We start from the raw sequence: 20621 nt of genomic DNA, 5'->3' as shown, positions 1-20621 counted from the left end.
GCTCTTCGCCTCTTGCTCTTATAGGGAGTAACTCAGTGTCAGCCCCAGATAGTGGGCGTTATAGTCCTGGCCAAGATCTCCAAAGCTGAGTACGTTGGGGATGCTATCCGGGGTTAATCCCTGATTGAGCCAGTCACTGTCCTGATAGTGTTCAAACAACCAATCCAGCCTCAATGCCATCTTGTCGCTGAAGTGATACTTGGCAAAGGCGTTGAAGGTATGGCGACGTGAATAGTAATCGCCGTAATCCAGAGTGAGCCCCTGGCTGACATCCGTCTCGCTTTCGCCTTTTGAATATTGCCAGTCGAAGCCCAGATCCAGTTGTTTATCCAGCAATTCGTTATAGTAGATGCCGAACCCGGCGACTGTGCTGCTGTCGCTGGCACGGCTGTACCAACCGCTGGGGCCAAAAGAGGCTGAGCCGGTTTGATCTGTATCCTGCCAGTCCTGATTGAGCCAGGCATTGAGGCCAAACTGGGCTGAGAATTGATAGTTGCCACTGAGGCCGTAGCCCCAACTGCTGACTTCATCCAGGCCGATAAGCGTCTCATCGTAGTCCTGCTGCTTATGATTCAGCGCCAGGCTGAACGACAGGGCATCGCTGAAGCGGTAATCGTTTTGCAGTCGCAACAGGGTTTGTTTTCTATCCGCCAGCCAATACTGACGCATCCAAGGATTATTGGGGCTTTGGCTCAGCTCGGATGTCTGATAACTGCCGCCACTGCGCTCACTGAGTTCACCTTTGAACCACAACTGCCAATCGCGGCTGGCACGCAGGTTCAGCTTGGCAAACACGCTGGATTGGAACAGGGATTCGCGCGCCAGATCGCTATAGCTGTGGTGCTCATACCCGTAACCTGCGTCAAGAGACAGGGCGCGGGTAAAACGGTAGTTGAAGGCGATATCGGCTCTTTGGCGGGTGTGGTCATAGGCCGCGGGCGTGGCGCTGCCCTGGTGCCAGCTGTCACTGCTCACCTGCGGCCACTCTTTAAGTTGTGTCTTGTTTTCCCGGTCGCGATAGTCATAACCACCGCGAACAGACAAGCCTCTGCTGAGGCGAGCGGCATACTTGAGTTTGAGTTCCAGCACATCGACCTGCATGTCGCCATCGATTGCGGGCAACTGAGGTGAAGGACCATTGATGGTGGCCGGTAACAGCGCCTGATCCTGAGTCATGCGGGTGAATGCCGTGTGCATCAATATTTGATGTCCGGCCTCGGATAACTGCAGATCGGCGCCGACTCTCAATGCCTTGTTATCCGGATTGTCGGCGAGTTGGCCATTATAGGCGGCCCCGAATGTGGGAAAGAAGGCGTTTTCCCAATAGAGTGCCTGATAGTCGTTACTGTATTGGCTCAGGGTCGAATTGAATCCGGCCAGCCAGCCCTTTCCTTTGAAATAGAGTTTGGCTTCAAGCTCGTCGGTACTGTCATCCACTCGGGTGGCCAATGCCATGGAGTTGGTAAGAAAGTTGCCGTTGGTTTGGCGGGTGCCATCGCGTTGCTCGTGACGGTAATTGAGCCCCGCCTTATAAAAGCTGCCCAGGTAATGGGCATCCAGCGTGAAGCGATCCCGCTTCATTTCCAGTCGCTGGCTTGTCAGGCTGTCATAAAGCCCAGGCATTTGCGAAGTGAGGGCTGCTGCTTGCCAGTTGTCCGGCAACATCAGTCTGTTGTCCTGATTGATATAGGGGCTCATGCCATTGTCCGGGCCGAAGTTGGCCAAGGCGCGATAACCAAGACGGATATCAAATTGGCCGGGTCTTCCCATGCTCAGGCTGGCGCTGCCGGTGCCGTAGCCCAGTTTGTCGGCTTCAATGTGAGTGCGGTAACCCCGCTCACCATAAAAGACGACATCGCCGCCAAGGTGCCCGGTGGCGCCATCGGCATCTGTGCCACTAGTATTGGCAAACACAGCATTGTCGCCGTCATTGTAGGCCACACCGGCTTCAAGTGTGCCGCGGCTTTCCTGTGGCAACTTGCACTGGCCGCAACTCCACTTGTCCTGTTTGAGCTCGGTGCGATTGACCTGTTGCAGCGAATAGCCACCGGCCCAGGCAGGCTGCATCACGCAGGCTATGGTGAGCGCCAGCAGTGACAGTTTCATCTGTGTCTGTTTCTCGATAACCATACTCTGCTCCTTATCGCTGCAAGAGTTTGCCGGATGGATGGTTGGAACCATGCACCTGGGTGTGGCAGTTCAGGCAGGAGTTGCCGGCGTTATAGGCGTTGGGCATCAAGCCGGTTTGCTCATTGGCCGGGAAGTAGGCTCTGGCTGCATGGCCGTCGGAGGCATGGCACTGCTGACACAACTGAGGCGGTTTGGCCAGCAGCATGGCTTCGTTGACGCTGCCATGAGGGTTGTGACAGCTGGCGCAGTTGTCTGTAACCGGAGCGTGTTCCCACAGCTTGGGCCCACGCTTCTCGGCGTGGCAGCTGTAACAGTTTTCGTTGACCGTCATCTGTTTCAAGCTGGCATCCCCCAAGCTGCCGTGAGGATTGTGGCAGTCGCTGCAGACCATCTGCTCTGTGCGTATCGGATGAGCGGAGCGTTTGTGAATGTCGGCACGTTGCTCTGAGTGACAACTGCTGCAAACGGCGACTTCGGTTTCACGGCTCTGGATGGGATCCTGGCCTGTGTGCACTTGGTGACAGCTGGCACAGGAGACTCCGGCGGTGTCGTGGTGGCTGGCACTCCAGCCCAGGCGTTGTTCATCCTGGTGGCAACTGAGGCAGACGCTGTTCTGTTTGTCGGTCGGTACCGGCGAGTCGGCACCAAAGGTGATCATCGGCTCCTTACCACCGCGGTTGTGTTTTCCCATGGGGCCGTGGCAGGCTTCGCATTGCAGATCGGCCATCGGAGATTGAGCAACATTGGGGTTGCCGTGGACACCATCAAAAAGCGCCATCACTTTCTGGTTCTTTTTGTGGCACATCAGGCAGCTGTCAGCACCCTTGGGAGAATATTTTCCTTCAGCAAACTTGGCATCCAGAATGGCTTCAACCTCGGTCGGATCCTTGTCGTCCCATGGGGTGGCTTCGGCCACAAAGGCCAACAAAAACAATAAGGGGAGAGCGCAACCCAACCCCCAAAGGTTTGGTTTACTCGAGTTATCCATTTTCATCATTCCATCCTGAGCGCATTCATTGCCGATTTATAGTTATTGGGTATGCTTCAGTAATTTACTGAATTGCTAATGTTAAAGAATAGAGCAAAAAAATGACAAGGCGATAACTTTTTAATGATGCTTATGTATAAAGAAGGCTGATTTAAAAAAGAAAACAACAAAGTGTGATCTGCGCCACATTTTGTCGTGCCGCTCTTTAAGCTGAAATTGGGATCTGAAGCAGAAAAATACCGGATTCAGTTTCGGTTATTTGCGCTTAAGCGGTTTATTCCCGAGCGCTTTTGTCTCATAATAGCCAACACAATTGAAAACTATTATCGTTACCAGTTGAAAAGCTTGATCCAGATAAAGTTCTTATTTGACGGTTTCAGGTAAAATCGAATCATTACCCGCATGCTTGCATGCTGTTTTCAGTGGTAGAGGCAATGAAGTTAAGTGAATTGAAACCCGGTGATCGCGCCATGATTTCCGAAGTTGGCCATCTGGATCTGCCTGCAGTGGTCAAACGCAAGCTCCTGTCCATGGGGATCACTCCAAATACCCGTTTTTCTTTGATCCGTCGAGCTCCCATGGGATCCGGGTTGGAATTGGACATCCGCGGCAGTAAGTTGTGCATGCGTCAGGATCTGGCACAGATTATAGAGGTGGAAAAGGCCAATGACTAAGCAGTTTCATTGTGTCACTGTCGGCAACCCCAATGCCGGTAAGTCGACATTGTTCAATGCCCTGACAGGTGCCAATCAACAGGTGGGTAACTGGTCCGGGGTGACAGTTGAAAAGAAAACCGGTCACTTTTCGCTAAACGGTGATGATGTCTTTCTCACTGATTTACCCGGCATTTACGATCTTCTTCCCGCTGGCAACAACTGTGATTGCTCGCTGGATGAGCAGATTGCCCAGCAGTATCTGGCCAGCCAGAAAGTCGATGGCATCATCAATCTGGTAGATGCCACCAATATCGAACGTCACCTGTATCTGACAGTGCAGCTGCGTGAACTTGGCATACCCATGGTTGTGGTACTCAATAAAATGGATGCGGCGGTCAAGCGCGGCATTCGGGTCGATACCCAAGCCATGAGTCGAGAATTGGGTTGCCCTGTGATAGGCGTGACTTCTAGAGAAGCCCAAGACGTCGAGCGGGTCAAGGAACAGGTGATAGCACTGCTGGAAGGGCGGGTTTCAGAGTCGCCTTTGATGCTGCAGTATGATGCCACTATTGAAACCGGCGTCGCTGCCATTATGGGCAGTGACGCTCAACTGAGTCGTGGCCGAGCCTTGGCTATGTTGGCTAATGGTCTGGGTTGTGGTTCCTGTCAAAACAATTTACTCGATGAACAAGTCTCCAGAGTGACAGATCAATTGACACTCGAAGGCAAAGATATAGAGATCATGGTCGCCACAACACGTTTTGACTTTGTCGAGCGCGTTTACAAGGGTTCTGTCAATGCCGACGGTCAACTGACCTTGAGTGACAGGCTTGATAAGTTGGTATTGCATCCTGTATTGGGTATCCCGGTATTTTTGCTGGTGATGTACCTGATGTTCATGTTTGCCATCAACGTGGGCAGTGCCTTTATCGACTTCTTCGATATCAGTGCCGGTGCACTGTTTGTTGATCATTTCGGGGCCTTGCTGACCAACATAGGTGCTCCTGCCTGGTTGGTGACTCTGCTGGCCGGTGGTATAGGTCAGGGTATTCAGACGGTATCGACCTTTATTCCGGTTATCGCGGCGCTGTTTTTGGCTTTATCTGTGTTGGAAGGCTCCGGCTATATGGCCCGTGCCGCTTTTGTGGTTGACGGTTTGATGCGTCGCATCGGCCTGCCCGGCAAGGCTTTTGTGCCCATGATTGTTGGTTTCGGCTGCTCTGTGCCTGCCATCATGGCGACCCGCACCCTGGGTAGTGAACGTGAACGTATCGTCACGGGTATGATGGCGCCCTTTATGTCCTGTGGTGCCAGATTGCCGGTATACGCCTTGTTTGCGGCGGCTTTTTTCCCTGACTCAGGTCAGAACCTGGTGTTTGGTCTCTATCTTATAGGTATTTTGGCGGCGATAGGCACAGGTCTACTGCTGCGTAATACCTTGCTGCCAGGTAACAGTAGTGCCGTGGTGATGGAGCTGCCAAGCTATGAAATGCCCAAGCTAAAAGCTGTGGCTTCCCGCACAGGTAAGCGTACCAAGAGCTTTATTCTCGGCGCCGGCAAGACCATTGTGGTCGTAGTAACACTGCTTAACTTTATCAATGCCATAGGGGTTGACGGCAGCTTCGGCCATGAAGACAGCCAGGAATCGCTGCTCAGTGTCGCCAGTCAAAAAATCACCCCGGTGTTTTCACCTATGGGGATAGAGGAAGACAACTGGCCGGCCACGGTTGGGATAGTGACAGGGATCTTCGCCAAAGAAGCGGTAGTGGGTACGCTCAATAGCTTGTATAGCACGGCTGATGGCGGTGATGGTGAGCTTACTCCTTTGATGGACAGCTTCTCCGAGGCGCTGGCGACCATTCCGGCCAATCTGTTCGGCATAGTGATGGAAGATCCGCTCAAGTTGTCTGTGGGCCATGTTGAAGATAAAAACCTGGCTGCCGAAGAGCAGGGGGTTGATCAGTCAACATTCGGGGCGTTGCAGGCAGGGTTCAGCGGACAATTGGCGGCCTTCTCTTATCTGCTGTTTATTTTGCTCTATACCCCTTGTGTGGCCGCTATGGGCGCACTGGTGAATGAGTTTGGCAGTCGTTGGGCTACTTTCGCGGCTACTTGGACCTTTGCACTGGCTTACGGCAGTGCCACTGTGGTCTATCAAGGTGCGACTTTTGCCGAGCATCCATTGCAGTCCAGCGCTTGGATTAGCTTCTTTGTTCTTGCCCTGATTGGTTTCTATATGTGGCTGAAGCGCAAAGGTCGCAAGACCCAAGAGATTATTCCGGGTATCAAGATAGTGACTGAGTAAAGTCACAAGCAAGAAAGCAGCCTTTGAGGCTGCTTTTTTGATCACGGCGCCGGGTTTGACGAAGTGCGCCGCAGTTTTTATTCTAGAAGGATTGTAACCGGGCATGATCTGTAGGATCATGCCTCTTTTCGTTAGACTGCCATTGTTCGCAAAGAGGAATTTCATGAGTCATGTGGACACCGAAGTACGTCCAAGTAACTTCATTCGCAATATCATAGATGAAGATTTGGCGAGCGGTAAGCACACCAATGTGCACACCCGTTTCCCACCAGAGCCTAATGGCTTCCTGCACATAGGTCATGCTAAATCTATCTGTTTGAATTTCGGTATTGCCAGGGATTATCAGGGCCAGTGTAATCTGCGCTTTGACGATACCAATCCGGAAAAGGAAAATATCGACTATGTGAATTCCATTAAAGCGGACGTGCAATGGCTGGGCTTCCAGTGGGCAGGTGATATCCATTACTCGTCAGACTACTTTGATAACCTCTACGGCTATGCCGTTGAGTTGATCAAAAAAGGTCTGGCTTATGTGTGTTTTCTCAATGGCGAGCAGATGCGCGAGTATCGCGGCACTTTGAAAGAACCCGGCAAGAATAGCCCTTATCGTGACACCGGCGTTGAAGAAAACCTGGCGCTGTTTGAAAAGATGCGCGCCGGTGAGTTTAAAGAAGGCGAGTGTTCACTGCGGGCCAAGATAGACATGGCATCACCTTTCATGTGTATGCGCGACCCGGTGATCTACCGGATCAAGTTCGCTCATCACCATCAGACGGGTGATAAGTGGTGCATCTATCCCATGTACGACTTTACCCACTGTATCTCTGATGCACTGGAAAATATCACTCACAGCCTTTGTACGCTGGAGTTTCAGGATAACCGTCGCCTCTATGACTGGGTGCTGGATAATCTGGATGATTTCAAGATCCCCAACCGTACCCGTCAGTATGAGTTTTCACGCCTGAATCTGGAATATACCCTGATGTCCAAGCGTAAGCTCAACGAGCTGGTGGTGCGTCAGTTGGTTAATGGCTGGGATGATCCCCGCATGCCGACTATCGCCGGTCTGCGCCGCCGTGGTTACACCCCGGCCTCCATCCGTGAGTTCTGTGATCGCATCGGCGTGACCAAACAGGATAACCTGGTGGAAGTGGGTATGCTCGAAGCCTGTATCCGTGAAGAGCTTAACGACAATGCCCCGAGAGCCATGGCGGTTATCGACCCGGTTAAGGTGATCATTGAGAACTATCCAGAAGGGCAGTTGGAGCATGTCAGTGCGCCGGTGCATCCCAATAAGGAAGAACTGGGTAATCGTGAGCTGGCCTTTGGCCGTGAACTTTATATCGATGCGGCCGACTTCCGTGAAGAAGCCAACAAGCACTACAAGCGTCTGGTGATGGGCAAAGAGGTGCGTCTGCGCAACGCCTATGTGATTAAAGCCGAGCGTTGCGACAAGGACGCTGACGGTAAGATCACCACCATATACTGCAGTTATGACCCTGAGACTCTGGGTAAAAACCCTGCCGATGGCCGCAAGGTTAAGGGCGTGATCCACTGGGTCGAAGCCAGCAGCGCTGTACCTGCCGAGTTCCGTCTCTATGATCGCTTGTTCGTTGACGCTAATCCGGCCGCGGCAGAAACGGTGGATGAAGTACTGAACCCGGAATCTTTGGTGGTTAAGCATGGTCTGGTTGAAGCCGGTCTGGTGCAAGCAGAGGCCGAAAAGGCCTATCAGTTTGAGCGTGAAGGTTACTTCTGCGCCGACAGCAAGGACTCAAGTCCAGATAAGCTGGTATTTAACCGCACTGTGGCATTAAGAGATTCATTCGCTTAATACTTCGAGGATACAGATAGAAAAGGCGCTCATTGAGCGCCTTTTTCATGTCAGCCGCGTTTACTATTGCAGTATTGGGCCGAGTCCCATGCTCCAGAGGATCACACTGCCGGCCATCAGCGCCACCAGGAGCACCAAGCCTGCGGTGACAACAGAGCTGGCATAGATAAAGCCTTTTTCTTCGGGAATGTTCATTATGATAGGGACCCCGGTATACAGCAGGTATACGGAGTAGCTAAGACCTATCAACCCTATCACCATAATAAACCAGAGTTCAGGGTAAAGCGCCGCCAGCCCCACCATAAACAGCGGCGTGGCGGTATAGGAAGCCAGTTCCAGACACTGGGTAAAGTCCGGGTGGGCATCAAAGGTTTGACCCATCCAATAGGCCAGATAGGCGAGGGCAAATACGCCGAATACCAGGCTACAGTACATACCGGCACACATAAAGAAGCCGCTTTGGGCCGTTAGAAAAAGAGGTTCGCCGGCACCGGGATTCCAGCCGATATGCACAGCGGCGATATAACTGCAGATAGAAGGGATGAGCGCAATGAGTAGCAGGTGACTGAGACAACTTTTCAATGCCTCATGGTTTTGTTCTATGGTTTGCCATTCCTGTTTAGGATGGGTATACAACCCCATTAAGTGATTCAATACCATTATAATTATCCTTATTCCGCTTTGACTTTTGCTCGTCAAACTGCAGACGAGCGTTTTACCGCTCTGAGTCTATTTATTGAACAAAAATGGCGGGGCGTCAAGTTTGCGCGCCGAGAGGCAGTGGGCATAGCATTGGCTTGCTGGTAGACTTGGCGGCCTTGAAAACTCTTGTGGAAGCTTGACCTCAATGCAACAGTTACTCGCCCCTGTAAAAGAATTTCTGGCCTGTGAAACCCCGGACAGCTGGATAGCAGCTGCTAAAGAGGATCATAGACTGGCCGAATTGCTGATAGATCACTGTAATTGTGAGCTTAAGGCGGCGCAGACGGCGATGTTTTTGGTACGCAAGTATGCGGTGGATAAGCAAAGTGGCGAGCAGTTGCTGATCTGGGCCAAGCCCTACGAAGAGTTTGTTTATCGAAACGACAGGGATATGGCGGCATTTCTGGCCAGAGAAGTGAAGAAGAACGAGTTGATTGGTGAGTTGACACCCAGGGCGGGGTTCACCCATGGCCCTGAACTTATCGCCAAGATGATCCGCCTTATCAAAGAGGAGTTTCATCACTTTGAACAGGTGCTGGAGCTGATGTTGGCGCGCAATATCCCATACAGCAACATCCGCGCCGGCCGTTATGCCAAGGGGATGATGAAGCATGTTCGCACCCATGAGCCAGCGACTCTGATAGATAAACTCATAGTGGGCGCCTTTATCGAGGCCCGCTCCTGTGAACGTTTTGCCAAGCTGGCGCCTTGGCTCGATGATGAGCTTAAACGTTTTTACATTTCACTGCTGCGTTCTGAAGCGCGTCACTATCAGGATTATCTTTCATTGGCTGAGGCAATTGCCGGCGAGGATATCAGCGCCAGAGTGGCTTATTTTGCCGAGGTGGAAGCCGAGCTTATTCTAGCGTCGGATGATGAATTCAGGTTTCACAGCGGCGCGCCGCTTTAAGCTACTCGATGTTGCGCCAATACTAGGTAAATGCAGATGCCGACAGGGTCGGCAGCTGACTGATTGGATGGGTTTTATCGGTTACCAGGGCAGGCCAGATTCAATGCGGGGCGACACAGCCACACAGATAAAACTGGGGCTGAATGAGCTCAACTAAAGTCGGGTCTGTGGGCTTTTCTCTATAAAAGGCAGGCTGGTCAGTTCTATGTTCTCGGCACTGATACTCAAGACACTTCCCTGCTCATACCAGTCACCCACCACCAAGCGCTGCTTATTAGCCACTAATTGATGGATATCCGGTCTATGGGTGTGACCGTGGATCATCAACTCGGCGCCGGTACTGGCAAACAGTTCATCCACAGCACTCGGCTCAACATCCATTATCTCAATACTCTTAAGCTGATTTTGCATCTGGCTGTTTTGCCTGAGCTTGGCGGCAATATTGCTGCGGGTCTTTTTCGGCAGATGGCGGTATATCCAGCGGGGCAATGCCATATTGCGAAACCGGCGAAAACGCTGGTAGGCCTTGTCCAGAGTGCAGAGGCTGTCGCCATGCAGCAGCACTGTCTTGTGGCCATAGAGCTCCAGTCGATACACTTCGGGCAGTAAGGTCATCCCCGCTTTGGCGGCGTATTCTTTCCCCAGCATAAAGTCGCGGTTGCCGTGGATAAAGTATATCGGCAGGGTGCGGCTGACTTCATAGAGACGCTCGGCCAGCGCCAGGGCAAAGGGCTCAGCCAAATCATCACTGACCCAAACCTCAAACAGATCCCCCAAAATATAGAGGGCGTCGACCTGTTCAAGACAGGTATCGAGGAAGTGATAGAAGGCGTTTAGGATATCTTGGCGATCGGCACTTAGGTGCAGATCGCCGATAAAGAGAGTGCGCATTCAGAAGTTATCAGTCAGCTATGGTCACTTTCTCGATGATCACGGCTTCCAGAGGCACATCCTGGTGCATGCCGCGGTTGCCAGTGCTTACGCCTTTGATGGCATTAACCACGTCCATACCTTCTACCACCTCACCGAATACACAGTACCCCCAGCCTTGGATTGACTCGTTTTTGAAATCCAGGAAGGTGTTGTCGTTGACGTTGATAAAGAACTGCGCGGTGGCGGAGTGAGGATCAGAGGTGCGGGCCATGGCTATGGTTCCTGTCTTGTTTGACAGACCGTTGTTGGCTTCGTTACGCACAGGGGCATTGGTAGGTTTCTGTGACATCTGCTCGGTAAAGCCGCCACCCTGAACCATAAAACCATCGATAACGCGGTGGAATATAGTGCCATCATAGAAGCCTTCCTGGGCGTACTTGATAAAGTTGGCCGCAGTCAGAGGGGCTTTTTCACTATCCAGCGCCAGTTTGATGTCGCCGTGGTTGGTGTGCAATGTAATCATGATCGGATCCTCAGGATAAATTTTGTTGGCGGATTCTAACTTATCCGACTCCGGCTATAAAGGGCAGTATTCAAGAGCTTGTGGCAATGTTAAACTGCCAGATTCGTTTTACCCACTAATCCTATATTGTTGAAGAGAAAGTCAATGTTGAAGATATACAACAGTCTGAGCCGCCAAAAAGAGGAATTTAAACCGATTAACCCAGGTAAAGTGGGTATGTATGTATGTGGTGTCACCATATACGACTTGTGTCATATCGGTCATGGCAGGACCTTTGTTTCCTTTGACATGATAGTACGCTACCTGCGTTACGCAGGTTACCAGGTTAACTTCCTGCGCAATATTACAGATGTGGATGACAAAATCATCAAGCGCGCCAATGAAAATGGCGAGAGCTGCGATAGCCTCACCGAGCGTCTCATCGGCCAGATGCACCAAGATTTTGATGCCCTGAATATGCTGCGCCCCGATATGGAGCCAAGGGCGACTCTGCATATTGCCGAGATTATCGAAATGGTGGAGGCGCTGATCGCCCGTGGTCATGCCTATGTAGCCGATGATGGCGATGTACTTTTCAGCGTTGCTTCTTTCCCTGAATACGGCAAGCTTTCCGGGCAGAACCTGGAGCAGTTGCAGGCCGGTGCCCGGGTCGAAGTGGACGAACATAAGCGCGATCCTATGGACTTTGTGTTGTGGAAGATGTCCAAGCCTGGCGAACCCACTTGGGATTCACCTTGGGGCCCGGGTCGTCCCGGTTGGCACATTGAGTGCTCTGCCATGAACAGCAAACACCTGGGATTGCATTTCGATATCCATGGCGGCGGCAGCGATCTGCAGTTCCCGCATCATGAAAATGAAATCGCCCAGTCTTGCTGCGCCCATGACACGCCGTATGTGAACTACTGGATGCATACCGGCATGGTGATGGTCGATAAAGAGAAGATGTCCAAGTCGCTGGGTAACTTCTTCACCATTCGCGATGTGCTGGCACATTATGATGCCGAAACTGTGCGCTACTTCCTGTTGTCCGGCCACTACCGCAGTCAACTGAACTATTCGGAAGACAACCTCAAACAGGCCAGAGCTGCGCTTGAGCGAATTTACACAGCGCTCAAAGATCTTGACCTGAGTGTTACAGCCGCGCCTGCCGAAGAGTACGTTGAGCGCTTCAAGGCGGCGATGGATGATGACTTCAATACTCCCGAAGCCTACTCTGTGTTGTTTGAGATAGTGCGTGAAATCAACCGCCTCAAGGGCGTGGATATGGCGGCCGCCTCGGCCCTTGGCGTGTCACTGAAACAACTGGCCGATGTTTTGGGAATTGTCAGCTCTACACCTGAAGCCTTCTTCAAAGGCGAGGGCAGCGACGATGAAGTGGCTGAGATCGAAGCGCTTATTGCCGAGCGTAACCGTGCCCGTGCCGAAAAGGATTGGCCTGCTGCCGACGTTGCCCGCAACAGATTGAATGAGCTGGGGGTGGTGCTGGAAGATGGCCCACAAGGAACCAGCTGGCGCAAGAAGTAATCCTTCTTTGCCAATAATCGAAACGAAAACGCCGGCTGTTGAAGCCGGCGTTTTTTATCGCTTGAAATTGAAACCAAACTGAGGTTGGTTTCAATCTACCCTTAGTCGTGATATTGCTCCGCGGCAAACAGGGTGTTTTCCAGCAAGCTGGCTATGGTCATTGGACCCACGCCACCGGGAACAGGGGTGATGTGGCTGGCGCGCTCACAGGCAATATCAAAGTCAACATCGCCCACCAAACGGCCGCTGTCTAGACGGTTAATGCCCACGTCTATGACTATGGCGCCTGGTTTGATCCAGCTACCGGGGATAAAGCCGGGTTTGCCGACGGCAACCACCAGAAGATCTGCGCGGCTGACCTTATCCTCGAGATCTTTGGTGAATCTGTGACAAGTAGTTGTGGTGCAGCCGGCCAGCAGCAGCTCCAGAGTCATGGGACGGCCCACGATATTGGAGGCGCCAACCACAACCGCATCCAGTCCATAGGTATCGATACCGGTAGATTTGATAAGGGTCATGATCCCCATGGGGGTGCAGGAGCGCAGTACCGGGATCCGTTGAGCCAAACGGCCGACATTATAAGGATGGAAACCGTCGACATCTTTGTCGGGACGGATCCGCTCAATGACCTTGGATTCTTTAATATGTTCTGGCAGCGGCAGCTGCACCAGAATGCCATCTATGGCGGCATCTTCATTGAGCGAGTCTATCAGGGCCAGCAGTTCTTCTTCACTGGTGGACTCAGGCAGATCATAGGAGCGGGAGATGAACCCCACTTCTTCGCAGGCTTTACGCTTACTGCCGACATAAACCTGAGAGGCAGGATCAGCACCCACCAGAATAACAGCCAAGCCTGGGATACGTTGTCCCGCTGCTTGACGTGCAGCGACTTTTTGCTTTAGCTGTTGTCTTATGGATTGCGCAATCGCTTTGCCATCTATTAGTTGGGCTGTCATGGGTGTAGGATATCCTTTGTATGGCGCGATGATGTTGAAAACGGCGCCATTTTACCAGTGAGGCTTGGGAGTGTCATGGACAAACAGGGTTCAGAACACAGAATTTCGTTAAAGCAGCACGTAATTTCGCCAAGCAGATAAAGTGCTTAAAAAAATCGTTGACGCTTGTCGGGTGAGGGGCTAAGATGCGCTCCGTTCTCGACGCGAGCCGGTTGTAACCGCGCTTGGAGAAAATTTTCGGTGATTAGCGCAGCCTGGTAGCGCATCTGCTTTGGGAGCAGAGGGTCAGAGGTTCGAATCCTCTATCACCGACCAGATTTCAAGGGCAGTGTGGATAGCATTGTCAGTACCGCTTAGGATGCAAATTGAATTTGCAGGTCCTGCGCCCGTAGCTCAGTTGGATAGAGCATCCGCCTTCTAAGCGGATGGTCGCAGGTTCGAATCCTGCCGGGCGTACCACTTTCGGTGGTGATTGTAGCTCAGTTGGTAGAGCCCTGGATTGTGATTCCAGTTGTCGTGGGTTCGAGCCCCATCAGTCACCCCACTCTTTATTAAAAAAAGCGACCTTAGGTCGCTTTTTTTATGCCCTTTTCTGTGGCATTGAGGCTCGACTCCACTAAGAACGGTCGATATAATGCTGCGTCTTGATAACAATCAACAATGTGCGACCGGTGCCAGAATTCACTTCTGATGGGCATTTAAGTCAAGTTAAAGATCAAGAAACGAATACCTGAATAGTTGAAACAATCGGCTATTGCAAAGGACGTTAGACACATTTCGAGGTAAAACAATGCAAGTTTCTGTTGAAACAACCCAAGGCCTGGAGCGTCGCCTGACCATCTCTGTTCCTGCAGAGCAGATCGAAAAACTGGTTAAAGACAGCCTGCAACGCGAAGCCAAGCGTGCCCGTATCCCAGGCTTCCGTCCAGGTAAAGTCCCAGCAAGCGTGATTGAAAAGCGTTACGGCAAAGCGATTCGCCAAGACATTACCGGTGAAGTAATGCAGCGCAACTTCATTGAGGCCATCATTGCCGAGAAGTTGAACCCTGCCGGTGCTCCTACCTTTACCCCAGGTGCCACTGACGCCGAAAAGTTTGAGTTCACCGCGACCTTTGAAATTTATCCAGAAGTTGAAATCAAAGGCTTGGACGGTATCGAAGTTGAGCAGCCTGTTGCCGAAGTACAACAAGCCGACGTTGATAACATGATCGAAACCCTGCGCAAGCAACACGCGACTTACGAAGCGGTTGAGCGCGCTGCCGAAGACGGTGACAAAGTGGTTATCAACTTTGTTGGTAGCGTTGACGGTGAAGAGTTTGAAGGCGGCAAGGCCGAAGACTTTGAACTGCAACTGGGCAGCGGTCGCATGATCCCTGGTTTTGAAGAAGGCGTTAAAGGCCACAAAGCCGGTGAAGAGTTCGACATCGACGTGACTTTCCCTGAGGAATACCACGCTGAAAACCTGAAAGGCAAAGCCGCCAAGTTCGCTATCACAGTGAAAGAAGTCAAGGGCGCCAACCTGCCTGAAGTTAACGACGAGTTCGCCAAGCTGTTCGGTATCACCGATGGTGGCATCGACGCTCTGAAAGCTGAGATCAGCAAGAACATGGGCCGCGAGCTGGAACAAGCTCTGAAAGCCAATGTGAAAGAACAAGTTCTTGAAGGCCTGCTGGCTGCCAATGAAATCGAACTGCCAAAAGCGCTGATCGACGGTGAAGTTGACGTTCTGCGTCGCCAGGCCATGCAACGTTTCGGTGGTCAAGGTGCCAACATGCCTGAACTGCCTGCCGAGCTGTTCACTGAACAAGCCGAGCGCCGTGTTAAAGTCGGTCTGCTGCTTGGCGAAGTGATCAAGTCCAATGAGCTGAAAGCTGAAGAAGAGCGTGTACAGGCGTTGATCGCTTCCATGGCTTCTGCCTACGAAGATCCAAAAGAAGTGATCGAATACTACAACGGTAACGAAGAGTTGATGCAGAACATGCGCAACCTGGCTCTGGAAGAGCAAGCCGTTGAAGCGGTTCTGAAATCAGCCAAAGTGACTAAGAAAGATGTCGCTTTTGAAGAATTTATGAACAAGGCTACTGGCCGCGCATAACCTAAGCTTGACTTGCTTGGTTGTTCGCCATTTATAATGGCTCGTATGAGGTCCCTCATGCGGGCCGTTTTTTATTTAGGGAAAGTTAATGATGCATAACGCGCCAGAATCAGTACTTAATGCACTCGTTCCTATGGTGGTTGAGCAAACCGCCAAGGGAGAACGCTCTTACGATATCTATTCACGTTTGTTGAAAGAGCGGGTGATCTTCCTGGTTGGTCAGGTTGAAGAGCACATGGCCAACTTGATCGTGGCACAGTTGCTGTTTTTGGAATCAGAAAACCCGGATAAAGAGATCTCTCTTTATATCAACTCACCAGGCGGCTCTGTCACTGCTGGTATGGCTATTTATGACACCATGCAGTTTATTAAGCCGGATGTCAGCACTGTATGTATCGGGCAAGCGGCCAGTATGGGCGCCTTCCTGTTGGCCGGTGGTGCCAAGGGTAAGCGTCACTGTTTGCCGAACTCGCGGGTGATGATCCATCAGCCTTTGGGTGGTTTCCAGGGCCAGGCATCGGATATCGCTATCCATGCCCAAGAGATCCTGGGGATTAAACAGAAGCTGAACCAGATGTTGGCCGAGCACACAGGCCAACCACTGGAAATCATCGAGCGAGATACCGACCGAGATAACTTTATGAGTGCTTCTCAGGCCATGGAATACGGTTTGGTGGATTCGGTTCTGACCAAACGTTAAAGCTGATTTTTGCTTATGGCTGGGCTATGCTCAGATTGAAGACGCTTAAGTGTATGGCAGTAGAGCAGACTGCAAAAGAGGTAGAGTAATGGGTGACAACAAAGGCAACGGTGATAGCGGCAAATTGCTGTATTGCTCTTTCTGCGGAAAAAGCCAGCATGAAGTTCGCAAGCTGATCGCCGGGCCATCTGTGTATGTATGCGACGAATGTGTCGAACTGTGTAACGACATCATTCGCGAAGAGATAAAAGAGATTTCGCCCAATCGGGATCAGGACAAACTGCCGACTCCCCATGAACTGCGCGCTCATCTGGATGATTATGTTATCGGTCAGGAGCAGGCCAAGAAGGTGTTGTCTGTTGCGGTTTATAACCACTACAAACGCCTGAAAAACAGTGCCCCCAAAGATGGTGTGGAGCTTGGCAAGAGTAATATTCTGCTTATCGGTCCAACCGGTAGCGGTAAAACCTTGCTGGCAGAAACCCTGGCGCGGTTCCTGAATGTGCCTTTTACCATGGCGGATGCCACCACATTGACTGAAGCCGGTTATGTGGGGGAAGACGTTGAAAATATCATTCAGAAGTTGCTGCAGAAGTGCGACTATGATGTTGACAAGGCACAGCGTGGTATTGTCTATATCGATGAGATTGACAAAATCAGCCGTAAGTCAGATAACCCTTCCATCACCCGAGACGTGTCCGGTGAAGGGGTGCAGCAGGCACTGCTGAAACTGATTGAAGGCACTGTTGCCGCCGTGCCTCCTCAGGGCGGTCGTAAACACCCGCAACAGGAGTTCCTGCAGGTTGATACCTCCAAGATACTCTTTATTTGTGGTGGTGCCTTTGCAGGCCTTGAGAAGGTGATTGAGCAGCGCTCCCATGTGGGTAGTGGCATAGGTTTTGGCGCTCAGGTTAAAGGTCAGGCTGAAAAGGCCACCATCACAGATACTTTGTTGCAGGTTGAGCCGGAAGACTTGGTCAAGTATGGCCTTATTCCTGAGTTTATCGGGCGTTTACCTGTGGTTGCGACCTTGGGTGAACTGGATGAAGCGGCTCTGGTGCAGATCCTGTCCGAGCCCAAAAACGCCATCACCAAGCAGTTTGCCACTTTGTTCGAGATGGAAAATGTCGAACTTGAGTTTCGCGATGACGCTCTCAAGGCGATAGCACAAAAAGCCATGTCCCGTAAGACAGGGGCCCGTGGTTTGCGCTCCATCGTTGAAGCGATACTGCTTGATACCATGTATGACCTGCCGTCCATGGATAATGTGGTCAAGGTGGTTATCGATGAGTCTGTGGTGAAAGGTGAGTCAGCGCCTATTCTTATCTACGAGAATAATGACTCCCAGGCTGCTGCCGGTGACCAATAACTGAGCAATAAGCTATCAGGTTGAAAATTAAGGAGTCCACTGGGGCTCCTTTTTTTATCTTTACCATTGAAAGCCGGGAAAGCGTCCCAATATACTCAATGTAATCTTTAACTGAAACGGAATCGAACTATGACCCTAGAGCGTGAAGCGCGAATCGAATTGCCCGTGCTGCCACTGAGAGACGTGGTGGTCTATCCCCATATGGTAATTCCGTTATTCGTAGGACGTGAAAAGTCCATCCGTTGTTTGGAAACTGCCATGGCGCAGGATAAACAGATCATTCTTGTGGCGCAGCGGGATGCGGATCTGGACGAGCCTGGCATAGACGATATTTTCGACGTAGGTACAGTCGCTTCCATTTTGCAGCTGCTGAAGCTGCCTGATGGCACTGTCAAGGTATTGGTCGAAGGCGGTAAGCGCGCCCGCATAGAACGTTATACCCAGGAAGAAGAGTTCTTTGTTGCCACCGCACACTACCTGGAGTCAGAAGCGCTGGACGACAAGGAAGAAGAGGTGCTGGTACGCAGCGCAATCAGTCAGTTTGAAGGCTATATCAAGCTGAACAAGAAAATTCCTCCCGAAGTGCTCACCTCACTCTCAGGTATCGAAGAGGCCGACAGACTGGCCGATACCATGGCGGCGCATATGCCGCTCAAGCTGGCAGACAAACAGTCTGTACTTGAGATGGTCAAGGTCGGTGAGCGGCTTGAATATCTGATGGCCATGATGGAAGCGGAAATCGACCTGCTGCAGGTAGAAAAACGTATCCGCTCTCGGGTCAAGAAACAGATGGAAAAGAGCCAGCGTGAGTATTATCTCAACGAGCAGATGAAGGCTATTCAGAAGGAACTTGGCGATCTTGATGAGGGCCATGATGAATTTGAAAGCCTGGGCCGCAAGATTGAAGAAGCCGGCATGCCGGAAGAGGCCAAAGAGAAGGCGTCTGCCGAGCTTAACAAGCTGAGAATGATGTCTCCGATGTCGGCTGAAGCCACAGTGGTACGCAGCTATGTTGACTGGATGACTTCAGTGCCCTGGAAACAGCGCTCCAAGATTAAGCGTGACCTATCCAAGGCCGAACAGGTGCTGGATACAGATCACTATGGTCTGGAGAAGGTTAAAGAGCGGATCCTCGAGTATCTGGCGGTACAGAGCCGGGTGAAACAGCTCAAGGGCCCTATCCTGTGTCTGGTTGGCCCGCCGGGGGTAGGTAAGACATCTCTGGGGCAATCTATTGCCAAAGCAACCGGCCGTAAGTATGTGCGGGTGGCATTGGGCGGCGTGCGTGATGAAGCGGAAATCCGTGGTCACCGCCGTACCTATATAGGTTCTATGCCGGGCAAGATTATCCAGAAGATGGCCAAAGTCGGGGTGAAGAACCCACTGTTCCTGCTCGATGAAATCGACAAGATGAGTTCGGACATGCGTGGCGATCCGGCCTCGGCTCTGCTGGAGGTGTTGGATCCAGAGCAGAACGCGACCTTTAACGATCACTACTTGGAAGTGGATTACGATCTGTCCGACGTGATGTTTGTGGCCACCTCCAACTCGATGAATATTCCTGGCCCCTTGCTGGACCGGATGGAAGTTATCCGTCTTAGCGGTTACACCGAAGATGAGAAACTCAATATTGCCAAGCAGCACTTGCTGCCGAAGCAGATTGAACGTAACGGCCTGAAGAAGACTGAAATCACTGTCGATGACAGCGCCATTCTCGGGGTGATCCGTTATTACACCCGTGAAGCCGGGGTGCGGGCACTGGAGCGTGAGTTGTCAAAGATCTGCCGTAAAGTGGTGAAGCAGATCATGCTGGAGAAAGACACCAAGCATGTGGATGTCAATCAGGACAACCTCAAGTCTTTCCTCGGGGTACAGCGTTTTGACTATGGCAAAGCAGAATCCAAGAACCAGATTGGCCAGGTGACAGGTTTGGCCTGGACCGAAGTGGGCGGCGACTTGCTGACCATCGAAGCCACCTCAGTGGCCGGTAAGGGCAAACTCACCTATACAGGTTCGCTGGGTGATGTGATGCAGGAGTCTATCCAGGCCGCTATGACTGTGGTTCGGGCGCGCGCCGAGCAGTTGGGGATCAACCCTGACTTTTACGAGAAGCGTGATATCCATGTGCACGTACCCGAAGGGGCAACCCCGAAAGATGGTCCATCTGCCGGTGCCGCTATGTGTACTGCCTTGGTTTCCAGCCTGACAGGTAACCCGGTCAAGGGTGAAGTCGCCATGACAGGTGAAATTACCCTGAGAGGTGAAGTACTGCCAATCGGTGGCTTGAAAGAGAAACTGCTGGCGGCCCACCGAGGTGGTATTAAACTGGTATTGATACCCAAGGAGAACGAACGGGATCTGGAAGAAATTCCGGCTAACGTAGTGGCAGACTTGGATATTCGTCCGGTTCGTTGGATAGACGAAGTGCTGCAATTGGCGCTTGAGCGACCAGTCGAAGGCTTTGAAGTGGTAAAAAATTTGGGCTAACGCAAGAAAATGTCCTATGCCACTAAAAAAAATGAAAAAAGGGGCTTAACAAAACCCAGACCTGTGGTAGCCTAGGTCTGTGGAGAGCCAGTTGTGCCAAGCCCTTGGGGCAACTGGCTTTGAGCTGTATCCAATTTAAATTCTTTGGTTTTCCAACTGAGCTTGAACTTTGGTATCAAGCTTGTTATAAAAGCCTCCGCAGACCGCTCTAGAGAAGGATTTGGTTGCGGCGCGAAAACTACATTCAAGGGGATGACATGAACAAATCTGAACTAATCGAGAAAATCGCTTCTGGTGCTGACATTTCTAAAGCCGCTGCCGGCCGCGCACTGGACTCTTTCATCGCAGCTGTGACTGATGGTCTGAAAGAAGGCGACAAAATTTCTCTTGTTGGTTTCGGTACTTTTGAAGTGCGTGAGCGCGCTGAGCGCACTGGTCGTAACCCACAGACCGGGAAAGAGATCAAAATCGCTGCAGCTAAAATCCCTGCATTCAAGGCAGGTAAAGCTCTGAAAGACGCTGTTAACTAATTAACATCGTAGCCTTTGTAGGCTTTCGTAAAGATTAAG

The 20621-nt window shown here is 51.5% G+C and carries 16 protein-coding genes and 3 tRNA genes; 13 read left to right on the top strand and 6 right to left on the bottom strand.

The genetic code is table 11. The features are described 5' to 3' along the window. Window positions 1–18 precede the first annotated feature (18 nt). Window positions 19–2130, bottom strand: coding sequence for an MtrB/PioB family decaheme-associated outer membrane protein (locus tag SIL79_RS19150; protein ID WP_319619890.1), 2112 nt, complete (start codon window positions 2128–2130; stop codon window positions 19–21). A 10-nt stretch (window positions 2131–2140) separates the two neighbouring features. After that, window positions 2141–3124, bottom strand: coding sequence for a DmsE family decaheme c-type cytochrome (locus SIL79_RS19145; RefSeq protein WP_039033877.1), 984 nt, complete (start codon window positions 3122–3124; stop codon window positions 2141–2143). 428 nt (window positions 3125–3552) lie between these two features. Between SIL79_RS19145 and SIL79_RS19140 the strand changes: the two genes are divergently transcribed. From SIL79_RS19140 to glnS, 3 genes are all read left to right on the top strand, one after another. Further along, window positions 3553–3792: a FeoA family protein gene (locus SIL79_RS19140; RefSeq protein WP_039033911.1), complete on the top strand. Its 240-nt coding sequence runs from the start codon at window positions 3553–3555 to the stop codon at window positions 3790–3792. Continuing rightward, a complete protein-coding gene (gene feoB / locus SIL79_RS19135) occupies window positions 3785–6079 on the top strand; it encodes a Fe(2+) transporter permease subunit FeoB (protein WP_071476457.1) in 2295 nt (764 codons plus the stop codon). The genes SIL79_RS19140 and feoB overlap by 8 nt, the downstream gene beginning before the upstream one ends. A 163-nt stretch (window positions 6080–6242) precedes the next feature. Beyond that, window positions 6243–7913: a glutamine--tRNA ligase gene (gene glnS / locus SIL79_RS19130; protein ID WP_039033880.1), complete on the top strand. Its 1671-nt coding sequence runs from the start codon at window positions 6243–6245 to the stop codon at window positions 7911–7913. Window positions 7914–7976: 63 nt separating this feature from the next. On the opposite strand, the gene SIL79_RS19125 is transcribed toward glnS, so the two are convergent. Further along, complete coding sequence (locus SIL79_RS19125) at window positions 7977–8573, bottom strand: Yip1 family protein (RefSeq protein WP_039033881.1); 597 nt, start codon at window positions 8571–8573, stop codon at window positions 7977–7979. A gap of 187 nt (window positions 8574–8760) precedes the next feature. On the opposite strand from SIL79_RS19125, the gene miaE reads away from it, so the two are divergent. Continuing rightward, entirely contained in the window at window positions 8761–9525 is a 765-nt protein-coding gene (gene miaE, locus SIL79_RS19120; RefSeq protein WP_234501451.1) for a tRNA isopentenyl-2-thiomethyl-A-37 hydroxylase MiaE, read from the top strand. A gap of 153 nt (window positions 9526–9678) precedes the next feature. Here miaE and SIL79_RS19115 read toward each other — a convergent pair whose 3' ends face one another. Next, window positions 9679–10416, bottom strand: a complete 738-nt coding sequence (locus tag SIL79_RS19115) for a UDP-2,3-diacylglucosamine diphosphatase (protein WP_319619889.1) — start codon at window positions 10414–10416, stop codon at window positions 9679–9681. A 10-nt stretch (window positions 10417–10426) separates the two neighbouring features. Further along, a complete protein-coding gene (locus tag SIL79_RS19110) occupies window positions 10427–10921 on the bottom strand; it encodes a peptidylprolyl isomerase (protein WP_039033884.1) in 495 nt (164 codons plus the stop codon). Window positions 10922–11065: 144 nt separating this feature from the next. Here SIL79_RS19110 and cysS point away from each other — a divergent pair, with 144 nt between their 5' ends. Continuing rightward, window positions 11066–12445 (top strand): cysteine--tRNA ligase, encoded by a 1380-nt coding sequence (cysS, locus tag SIL79_RS19105; RefSeq protein ID WP_162206698.1) that lies wholly within the window; start codon window positions 11066–11068, stop codon window positions 12443–12445. A gap of 101 nt (window positions 12446–12546) precedes the next feature. Here cysS and folD read toward each other — a convergent pair whose 3' ends face one another. Then, window positions 12547–13401, bottom strand: a complete 855-nt coding sequence (folD, locus tag SIL79_RS19100; RefSeq protein ID WP_039033886.1) for a bifunctional methylenetetrahydrofolate dehydrogenase/methenyltetrahydrofolate cyclohydrolase FolD — start codon at window positions 13399–13401, stop codon at window positions 12547–12549. A gap of 238 nt (window positions 13402–13639) precedes the next feature. Here folD and SIL79_RS19095 point away from each other — a divergent pair. From SIL79_RS19095 to hupB, 8 genes are all read left to right on the top strand, one after another. Continuing rightward, window positions 13640–13716 (top strand) — tRNA-Pro (locus SIL79_RS19095). A 67-nt stretch (window positions 13717–13783) separates the two neighbouring features. Further along, window positions 13784–13860 (top strand) — tRNA-Arg (locus SIL79_RS19090). A gap of 9 nt (window positions 13861–13869) precedes the next feature. Next, window positions 13870–13945, top strand: a tRNA-His gene (locus tag SIL79_RS19085). Window positions 13946–14191: 246 nt separating this feature from the next. Beyond that, the gene (gene tig / locus SIL79_RS19080; protein WP_039033887.1) at window positions 14192–15496 is read left to right on the top strand and encodes a trigger factor; all 1305 of its coding nucleotides are present in this window, start codon (window positions 14192–14194) and stop codon (window positions 15494–15496) included. 91 nt (window positions 15497–15587) lie between these two features. After that, window positions 15588–16196 (top strand): ATP-dependent Clp endopeptidase proteolytic subunit ClpP, encoded by a 609-nt coding sequence (gene clpP, locus SIL79_RS19075; protein WP_039033912.1) that lies wholly within the window; start codon window positions 15588–15590, stop codon window positions 16194–16196. 88 nt (window positions 16197–16284) lie between these two features. Continuing rightward, the gene (gene clpX / locus SIL79_RS19070) at window positions 16285–17565 is read left to right on the top strand and encodes an ATP-dependent protease ATP-binding subunit ClpX (RefSeq protein WP_039033888.1); all 1281 of its coding nucleotides are present in this window, start codon (window positions 16285–16287) and stop codon (window positions 17563–17565) included. A 129-nt stretch (window positions 17566–17694) separates the two neighbouring features. Beyond that, window positions 17695–20052: an endopeptidase La gene (lon, locus tag SIL79_RS19065; protein WP_039033889.1), complete on the top strand. Its 2358-nt coding sequence runs from the start codon at window positions 17695–17697 to the stop codon at window positions 20050–20052. Between the two features lie 257 nt (window positions 20053–20309). Then, a complete protein-coding gene (hupB, locus tag SIL79_RS19060; RefSeq protein ID WP_025010704.1) occupies window positions 20310–20582 on the top strand; it encodes a nucleoid-associated protein HU-beta in 273 nt (90 codons plus the stop codon). Window positions 20583–20621 lie beyond the last annotated feature (39 nt).

Origin of the sequence: Shewanella indica, from assembly GCF_033842865.1 — a bacterium.
Classification (GTDB): domain Bacteria; phylum Pseudomonadota; class Gammaproteobacteria; order Enterobacterales; family Shewanellaceae; genus Shewanella; species Shewanella indica.
Note: the sequence above shows the minus strand (reverse complement) of the source record. Positions and strands in the feature narration are given on the sequence as shown.